A 7937-nucleotide genomic window follows, 5' to 3' on the forward strand; every position below is an offset into this window, starting at 1 on the left:
TCGTTGCCCACCTTCTGCATGGCGTGGGCGATCATCTCGCCGATCTCCTTGTCGCCGTTGGCGGAGATCGTGCCGACCTGGGCGACCTCGTCGGACGAGGCGACCTTGCGGGCGCGTGAACCGATATCCTTCACGACCGCGGCCACCGCCAGATCGATTCCGCGCTTCAGGTCCATCGGGTTCATGCCGGCGGCGACGTACTTCACGCCCTCCCGGACGATGGAGGCGGCCAGCACGGTCGCGGTGGTGGTGCCGTCACCGGCAGCGTCGCTCGACTTCGAGGCCACTTCGCGCACCATCTGGGCGCCCATGTTCTCGAACTTGTCGACGAGCTCGATCTCCTTGGCGACCGTCACACCGTCCTTGGTGATGCGGGGGGCGCCGAAACTCTTCTCGATCACGACGTTGCGGCCTTTCGGGCCGAGCGTCACCTTCACCGCGTTGGCGAGAAGCTCGACCCCGCGCAGCATCTTATCGCGAGCATCGACCGAAAAGCGGACGTCTTTGGCGGACATGGCAGGACCCTCATCATCTGTCGTTTGGCCCCGAGGCGCACCCCAGCGGGCGCCTCGAAGGGCAGATCGTCACGACGCTCCGCGCCGCCCGAGCCGGGCTAGGCGACGATGCCCAGGATGTCGGATTCCTTCATGATCAGGAGGTCCTGACCGTCGATCTTGACCTCGGTGCCGGACCACTTGCCGAACAGGACGCGGTCGCCGGCCTTCACTTCAAGCGCGATGATCTGGCCGGCCTCGTCGCGCACGCCCGGTCCCGCGGCGACGACCTCGCCCTCCTGCGGCTTCTCCTTGACCGTATCGGGGATGATGATGCCCCCTTTGGTCTTCTCCTCGCCTTCGATGCGACGGAGCACCACGCGGTCGTGCAGCGGACGGAATTTCATCGTGAGATCCTGATCGTTCCCAAGCGAGATCCAACCGACATGACTGGCGCTGTCGCGGGACAGATAACGGCGAGACTGTCATCGCCGCCCGATCGACCCATTATTAGCACTCGCCGCATGGAAGTGCTAATCTTATAATGGGACGGCGGGTCCCGCTCATCCGGAAGCCGGGGCAAAACGCCCAAACGGCCCCTTCAGCGGGGGACAGCGGATTCGAACCGCCTCCTTCGATCGACCGATCTCCGCGCCGCGCGGATCAACCTGCGCGATCGTCCGCCCTGATCGGGCCGCTCAAGCAGGACTGTGTTGGAGAATGGCATGACGATCAGTCAGGTCACAGCTCCGCCGACCAGCGACGATTCCATTGTGAAAAGCAGCTGTCTCGCCTGAAATCGCCAAGAATTTTGACAATCGAAAATCTGGCCGGTGGCAGACGGATATTTCGTCTCTTTCACGCGTTACACTTTTCCGCGCGATGGTCAGTCCCGCCGCTGGCGGACAAGGATCATTGTCATGACAATTCTGATGGCCGTCGCTCTGGCGATTGCGTTGCTCGGCATCGCGCTGACGTCGGCAGCCTACCGGTTTGCACCGGTGTCGAAGCACATAGCGAGCGGGGATATCGTCCTCGTCTGTGGGATCAGCACTGCGGCGTTGGGAAGCCTCGGAGTCCTCCTGCAGATCTTCACCGTCTGACCTGCGGGCTCGTCGAAGCCGCGTTGCCCGTGACCGGGTCGCGCGGCGGGATCCATGTCATGGACGGGAGGCTGCCACCATGCCGACACTGCCCGACGCCTACCTCCGGGACATCCTTGCACAGGCGGAACAGGACCTCGCCGCGGCCGAGCTGCGCCGGGCCCAGCAGGCACGGATCGTCGCCGGCCCGCTCAATAGCCCGGAGACCCGAGCCGCCGCGGAACTGCTTCTGCGGGAGATCGACCGGACCATCACGTCCATCTGGGCGAACCGCCATTTAATCGAGGTCATCCTGGCCTGATCAAGCCGAGCCGGCAGATATGCCGATGCCGCGTTCATCCCTCCGCCCCTCGGCCAAGCGCGTCTCGTCCGTGCACAACGGCAGGTCGGCGGCTGGGGCCCCGACAATGGCACAGGACCAATCCTCACGATGCGTGTCACGTGCCGTTGCCTTGGGCGGTCATGCTGCCCGCGATCGCACCCTTATTCGAGCCCTCGGCAACAACGTGGCCTGCACGGCACCGCCCGCCGACACTTCCCGAGGGGGCTGGCGACAAGCGTCAGCTCACGAGACTGCGCCACGGTCTGCCGAAGCGTTCGCCGACAGAGCCATCCGCGGCACGCATCTCCAAGCCACTTCGCTGTCGCTTTCTCAGATTATCGAGCGTCACGATTATCCACGAGACTTGGGCTTTGGGGGTCTGTGCGCTCGAAGTTGAGGGTCAATACCTGAGATCGCTCCAGCGAAAGCAGACCATCAGCGGCCAGGCCCGAAACCACGTCCTCGAATTCGTCCCTGGTCAGGCCACGACTCTTCAAGGACTTCACGATCGTGTCCGCATGCGCCATGTCCATCAGATCGCGCTTGATCTCCATCGTCGAGGGAATCGATATTTTGCGTCCAAAACGTTTCTGATTGAGCATGGCGGATTTCCTTGACGGCAGCAACGGAAGCTTGCGTACTGAAAACGCCCAGAAAGTTATTTCGTTCATATCGGCGCCTGTTTCGTGTTTTCCCGGACAAATTTGCAATTTGCGATGAATCGCCAGATTTATATTTATTGGATCTAGTAAAATATTTTCGACACACCATCTTATGAAGATCGCCGCATCCTGCGTGCGATCGCCGCGACGCGCGACTGTGTCGTCGGACGGACGCGGGTCCTGTCGCGTGCTGACGTCAGTCAGCAGGTGATGCGCTGAGTTCCCGGCATGCCGAACCTCGGGGACGACCCTCGACATGATGGAGCGTCTCAACGTCGCCAGTCGGCGGGGCCACCTGAGCAAACGGTGACGTCATCTGCCGGCGCTTCGGCAGGACAGCGGCTTTCGGCTGTCTCCATGCGCGTGAATTCAGCCCCTTCAGCAAGGAGTGCGTTATGGCTCAACCCAGACTTACAGGCTTGGAGTTCAGCTGGTTCACCAAGTGCCAGATGATGGCGTCAAACTATGCCCAGCACTGGGAGATGGTTCTCGAGCCTGATCTCGGAAGTCTGATTCAGGCCGTCGCCACTGATGCGCGGACCAGCTTCACCGGGCCGCAATCGATGCGGCGCGTCGCCGAACGACTGACGCTCGTTGCAGACTCGCTTGTCGCGGCGAGCGACGATCGGGCTCGCGCTGCCGATGTGCGCCGCGAGGACGGTCGTTGCACGGAAGCGCTGCAATACTTGGCGTCGCAACTGGCGAGCACGGCAGCCAGCGTCGAGGCATGGAAGCATGCGTCCGCCTCCGCGACTGAAACAAGTCAGGCGCCGTCGGCGTGACTGCCAAAGGACCGACAATCTCGGTCCTGGAAGATCAAGAAACGGTTCTTATCGGAGCATTGAACAGATCAGATGATCGTTTTCAGACCCAATCCCCACAAGTTACAGGTCATGCCATCGGCGAAGGAGCCCGGCCGGTTCGACTGGTCGATCACGCGGGACGATGTGATCGTACGCCAGTCGGCCCGATCCTTCGATTCGGAGGGCGCTTCGGAGACGAATGGCGATTTAGCCCTTCGTCGGATGACGGTGCGTTGGCAGGCCGCGCGATAGGCGCCGCCACCGCAACGGCAGTGCCTCCAACCGGGTCATCGCTCCGCCGGGCATGTAAGAGCCTTCGGCCTGTTCAAGCGAGACCGACCGGAGCCGCGCCGAGACCCATGCGTCCCGCGTGCCGTCTGGCGGCGCCGACCGAGCGCCCTGCCAACGTCATCCTGCCGACACCGTCCGCTTGCCGCGCCGGAAACGGCGGACCGGCGCCTCCTCCCGTTGGCGGGAAGGGGACTCGCCGTCCCTCGGCAATCGGAAGGCACGCCCCATTCCAGTGAACAGGATCAATCCCATGACAGGCCGTTCAAGAACAGCGTGGCTGCTTCCGACCCTGCTCGGCTCCGCGACCGCGCTGGGAGCGTCCGCCCTCTATGCGGCCGCCCAGGCAAAGCAGGCCGAGCGACGGACGCCACCGATCGGCGCGTTCCTCATCGTGGATGGCGTGCGCCTGCACTACGTCGAGCGGGGGGCCGGCGAGCCGCTGGTGCTGATCCACGGCAACGGCATGATGATCCAGGACTTTCTCGCCAGCGGCATCGTCGACGATCTGGCTGAGCGCCACCGCGTCATCATCTTCGACCGACCCGGTTACGGCTACAGCGACCGCCCGCGCGGGCTCTGGACGCCGCGCGCTCACGCGACGCTGTTCCAGAAGGCGCTTCAGCAGCTCGGCGTTGCCCAAGCCGTCGTCCTCGGACACTCCTGGGGGGCTTTGGTCGCGGTCGCCCTCGCGCTACAGGCCCCGCAGCTCGTGCGCAGCCTCGTCCTGGCGTCCGGGTACTATTACCCGACGCTGCACGCCGATGTGGTGCTCGCGTCCCCGGTGGCGCTCCCCGGCATCGGGGACCTGATGCGCCACTCGATCTCGCCCGTGATCGGCCGGATCCTGCAGCCCGCCCTGCTCAAGGCCATGTTCGCGCCGGCCGCGGTCACGGAGCGTTTCGACCGAGGGTTCCCGAAGGCCATGATGCTGCGGCCGATCCAGCTGCGGGCGTCAGCAGAGGACGCCGCTTTGATGACGCCGGCGGCGGCCGAGCTTCAGAAGCACTACCGCGACCTGAGGCTCCCGGTGGTGATCATCGTGGGCGGAGCCGATCAGATCGCCGATGTCGATCGGCAGTCGAAGCGCCTGCACGGCGAACTGCCGGACAGTCACCTCATCGTCGTGCCCGGCCTGGGCCACATGATCCAGCATCTGGCGCCGGACGCGGTCATCGCCGCCATCGGCCAGGCTTCGGAGCGGGTTCGCGTCGCCGCCTGAGGAGCGGCCGGTTCGGATCCCGGCCTCGCACGCGCCCGTTTAAAGCGTGGTCAACGGAGTGGAAAGCCGCGCCTCCGCTTTGTCGCTCCGAGGCGGACCGGCGGCTCTTGGGTCGGGCCTCGCTCGTTCGTCGTCACACGGTGGTGGGCAAGCCGGCACCGTGACGGCGCGCGATGGCTGAGCGTTGCGGGGCGCTGGAAGTAGCCCTATCGGCGACGGCGATGCCCGGCCGATCACGTCGCACAACCCGGTCCGATAGCCTCTTCGGCGAAATCAGCGCGAGGCTCCCGCTGTTCGAGGACCTGCCGCCTGACGCGCTTCAGCTGCTCTCAGCGTCGGGATTGGGCCGCGGTTTCCTGACGGCCTCCCTGCGGGCCCGTCTGCGCAAGGCCGGGTACCGGGATCTCGGCCTTCTGGCCGAGAGCTCACCGGACGCGATCGCCAGCATCAGAAAGTTCGGCCCGGTCCGCGTCGAACGCGTTCGGACCTTCATCCTCGCCGAGCTGGCGCGCTGGGTGCCGGGCGCCCGCGACATGCACACGGCCGAGGCTACCGGCGAGCGAAGGCTCGGACGGCTGCGGCACATGCTGGTCGAACGCCTGCCTCTGCACGCCGACGACATCGCAGCGCTCGGCTTCGCCGGAGGGTCCTGCGCGGATTTGGCCGGCCGTTCACGCCTCGAACTCATCGGCACGGGCATCGTGATGTCTAGCGATGTTGATCGCATCATCACGACCATCGCCCGCGTCCTGGAAGGGGACAGGCCGATCGCTTCTCTCCCTCTCCAGGCGCCCTTGGACGCTCCGGCGGCGGAACCGGAGACGCTCGCGGCCCGTCGTGCCGCCTTGCTCGCGGAGCAGGACCGGGAATGGGGGGAGGCGGCTCCGGCTCAAGATTAATGTCGGAATGGTACGCCTCGGATTAGCTGCTTCCGGCCATCGTCAATCATCGCTTCGCGAACATTCCCGTCGCTTGACGGGTCTCAAGAGCTGTTCACGCGCGAACATTCAGTGCCTCGCGCCGGCTCCGCCGTTCAAGCGGTTGTGACAGATGCTTCCCATGCTCGCGGCGTTACCGAGATCTTGGCAGGATGCGGGAACACGCGTCCCCGTCAGGACTATCTTTGTCGATCGGAAAGGCGCAGAGTGCCGAGATCACCGGATCGGCTGTTCCAGGCTCCGGTGGCTGAGGGTTCATGCCCCCGCCTGCAACGGACAGGCGCGCATGGCAGACCTCATCAAGTTCCCCGCAAAGCCCCGCTCGAGGCACGCGCGCCGCGCCTATCAGGTTCATCGGCTCGCTCCGAGCGGTGGCGTGGTCGCGACCTCGATCATCACGGCCCGCGACGACGGGGACGCCAAGCGGCAGGCAAAGGGATTGATCGCCGGGCACCATGCCGAACTCTGGGCCGGCAGCCGCCTCGTCACCGTGCTCGGCGCGTTCGACTTCCCGATCGCGACCGCAATCCGGGCGCTGGCGGACCAGCCGAAGTCGGAGGGGTGAAGGTCGTTATCGAATCTGCCACGCGTATCGAGGAGCGGGATCATGGCAACGGACAAGAAACGCGGGAATCGCGAGACCAAGAAGCCAAAGAAGCCCGTGCCCAAGACCAACGCGGCGGCGCCCTCGAACAAGGGTACGGTCTCGGCTGCCATGAAGACCAGCGGTCGAGGCTAAGGCGATGTCCGACCACCATGGCTGCACGGTATGGTAGAGTTCGTTCGCCCGCTGATGTGCCCAGTGATGCGGAAGCTGATCGGGATGATCGTCCGCATGTCGCAGCACCCCGGCCTTCAGGAGCAGGGACAGTTGATTGATCAGCTCACGGAGCTCGAGACCGAGGGCATAGCCAGGGATGTTCCTTGGCGGACCGTGGAGGCAATCCGCGCCACCCGGTTGAGGCTGCGCGTCGAGGGTCTGATGCCCCGGACGCCACTCCCGCGCGGTCACTGATGGCTTGATGCATGACCGAAAACGAGGGGTGCTTGAACGAACCTCGCGCTGGTCGGTCGGTCGGGCGGACCGGGACGACCTTGCCGCCGCCCAGGAGGCCCCGCTGCAGGTTACCTGCCCGCGGACGGTGCGGAACGACGGGAGAAGGCACTCGACGGACTGCGCGTCGAACTCGGGCGTGGTGATGACGCGGGCGCGTGCTCGCGGGAGCAGCAGGCCTTCCGCACGGTGCTGCTTGCGATGGTTGAGCGGACCCGCGAGATGGCAGGACCGGCGGAGGGGTGACGTCCGCTGCGGTGCGGACCTCTTCGAAGCCGCAGCTTGCCGCCTGTTGGCACAACGCCGCGCGCTTTCCGAAGGTCCAGTTCGGCCATGGAATCGGCCCCGATCGCGGATAAGTCCTCAGGGCGGGACCTCGCATTAATCGGCGACCGCTCCCGAGCGGGATTACCGCGGCATCCAGCCCCGTCGTTGGACTCGCGTTTGCCTGCGTGTGTCAGAGGGCCCGCGCGAGGCCCGCTTCCAGAACAAGTGCGCTGGCCGTTTGCTGAGACAAGCGGCCCCCCGTCGGCTCGACCGCTGCGTCCGCCTTGACGGCACGGCGCACGATGGCGAGCGCCTCGTCCTCGGAGGTGGTTATCGCCGCGTAGAAGAGGACCAGTTGCCCGGAGAGTTCCGCGTCATCGGGCTGTGTCACTGAATCGCCCCGGGTTTTCCGGAGGCCGTTTGGTTTGGCTCAGGCGGCCAAGGCTTGGACCTCGGCCTGGGCATAATAGCGTGCCTCCGCCTCGGCGGGAGGGATGTGGCCGATTGGTTCGAGCAGCCGACGGTGGTTGAACCAGTCCACCCATTCCAGCGTGGCGTACTCGACCGCCTCAAAGGACCGCCACGGCCCGCGTCGATGGATGACCTCCGCCTTGAACAGGCCGATCACCGTCTCGGCGAGAGCGTTATCGTACGAGTCGCCAACACTGCCGACGGAGGGTTCGACGCCCGCCTCGGCCAAGCGCTCGGTGTAGCGGATGCTCACATATTGCGATCCGCGATCCGAGTGACAGACGAGGCCGCTGCCGGCGAAGGGGCGGCGCTC

13 protein-coding genes are annotated in these 7937 nt (G+C 65.2%); 8 read left to right on the forward strand and 5 right to left on the reverse strand.

Annotated features, from left to right (window positions below):
• Window positions 1–515, reverse strand: a 515-nt coding sequence (locus H288_RS33340; RefSeq protein WP_280177414.1) for a TCP-1/cpn60 chaperonin family protein, incomplete at its 3' end; no start/stop codon positions are given.
• 98 nt (window positions 516–613) lie between these two features.
• Window positions 614–901: a co-chaperone GroES gene (groES, locus tag H288_RS0131370; protein WP_020096510.1), complete on the reverse strand. Its 288-nt coding sequence runs from the start codon at window positions 899–901 to the stop codon at window positions 614–616.
• A gap of 513 nt (window positions 902–1414) precedes the next feature.
• On the opposite strand from groES, the gene H288_RS0131375 reads away from it, so the two are divergent.
• Both H288_RS0131375 and H288_RS0131380 read left to right on the forward strand, forming a co-directional pair.
• Window positions 1415–1597 (forward strand): hypothetical protein, encoded by a 183-nt coding sequence (locus H288_RS0131375; RefSeq protein ID WP_020096511.1) that lies wholly within the window; start codon window positions 1415–1417, stop codon window positions 1595–1597.
• A 79-nt stretch (window positions 1598–1676) separates the two neighbouring features.
• The gene (locus H288_RS0131380; protein ID WP_020096512.1) at window positions 1677–1898 is read left to right on the forward strand and encodes a hypothetical protein; all 222 of its coding nucleotides are present in this window, start codon (window positions 1677–1679) and stop codon (window positions 1896–1898) included.
• 356 nt (window positions 1899–2254) lie between these two features.
• On the opposite strand, the gene H288_RS35445 is transcribed toward H288_RS0131380, so the two are convergent.
• Window positions 2255–2839 (reverse strand): hypothetical protein, encoded by a 585-nt coding sequence (locus tag H288_RS35445; protein ID WP_128083421.1) that lies wholly within the window; start codon window positions 2837–2839, stop codon window positions 2255–2257.
• 137 nt (window positions 2840–2976) lie between these two features.
• On the opposite strand from H288_RS35445, the gene H288_RS0131390 reads away from it, so the two are divergent.
• From H288_RS0131390 to H288_RS0131410, 6 genes are all read left to right on the forward strand, one after another.
• Window positions 2977–3363 (forward strand): hypothetical protein, encoded by a 387-nt coding sequence (locus H288_RS0131390; RefSeq protein ID WP_146074101.1) that lies wholly within the window; start codon window positions 2977–2979, stop codon window positions 3361–3363.
• A gap of 562 nt (window positions 3364–3925) precedes the next feature.
• Window positions 3926–4894, forward strand: a complete 969-nt coding sequence (locus tag H288_RS0131395) for an alpha/beta hydrolase (protein ID WP_020096515.1) — start codon at window positions 3926–3928, stop codon at window positions 4892–4894.
• Window positions 4895–5067: 173 nt separating this feature from the next.
• Window positions 5068–5793: a hypothetical protein gene (locus tag H288_RS0131400; protein ID WP_234083213.1), complete on the forward strand. Its 726-nt coding sequence runs from the start codon at window positions 5068–5070 to the stop codon at window positions 5791–5793.
• Window positions 5794–6118: 325 nt separating this feature from the next.
• Window positions 6119–6397, forward strand: coding sequence for a hypothetical protein (locus H288_RS0131405; protein ID WP_042675125.1), 279 nt, complete (start codon window positions 6119–6121; stop codon window positions 6395–6397).
• A 42-nt stretch (window positions 6398–6439) separates the two neighbouring features.
• On the forward strand, window positions 6440–6571 hold the full coding sequence (locus H288_RS36370) for a hypothetical protein (protein ID WP_272481366.1): 132 nt from the start codon (window positions 6440–6442) through the stop codon (window positions 6569–6571).
• Between the two features lie 66 nt (window positions 6572–6637).
• Window positions 6638–6847 (forward strand): hypothetical protein, encoded by a 210-nt coding sequence (locus H288_RS0131410; protein WP_103986542.1) that lies wholly within the window; start codon window positions 6638–6640, stop codon window positions 6845–6847.
• 496 nt (window positions 6848–7343) lie between these two features.
• Here H288_RS0131410 and H288_RS0131415 read toward each other — a convergent pair whose 3' ends face one another.
• Complete coding sequence (locus tag H288_RS0131415) at window positions 7344–7544, reverse strand: hypothetical protein (protein WP_020096519.1); 201 nt, start codon at window positions 7542–7544, stop codon at window positions 7344–7346.
• A 39-nt stretch (window positions 7545–7583) separates the two neighbouring features.
• Window positions 7584–7937, reverse strand: a 354-nt coding sequence (locus H288_RS0131420; RefSeq protein ID WP_158684280.1) for an integrase core domain-containing protein, incomplete at its 5' end; no start/stop codon positions are given.

The organism is Methylobacterium sp. 285MFTsu5.1 (genome assembly GCF_000383455.1).
In the GTDB taxonomy this organism is placed as follows: domain Bacteria; phylum Pseudomonadota; class Alphaproteobacteria; order Rhizobiales; family Beijerinckiaceae; genus Methylobacterium.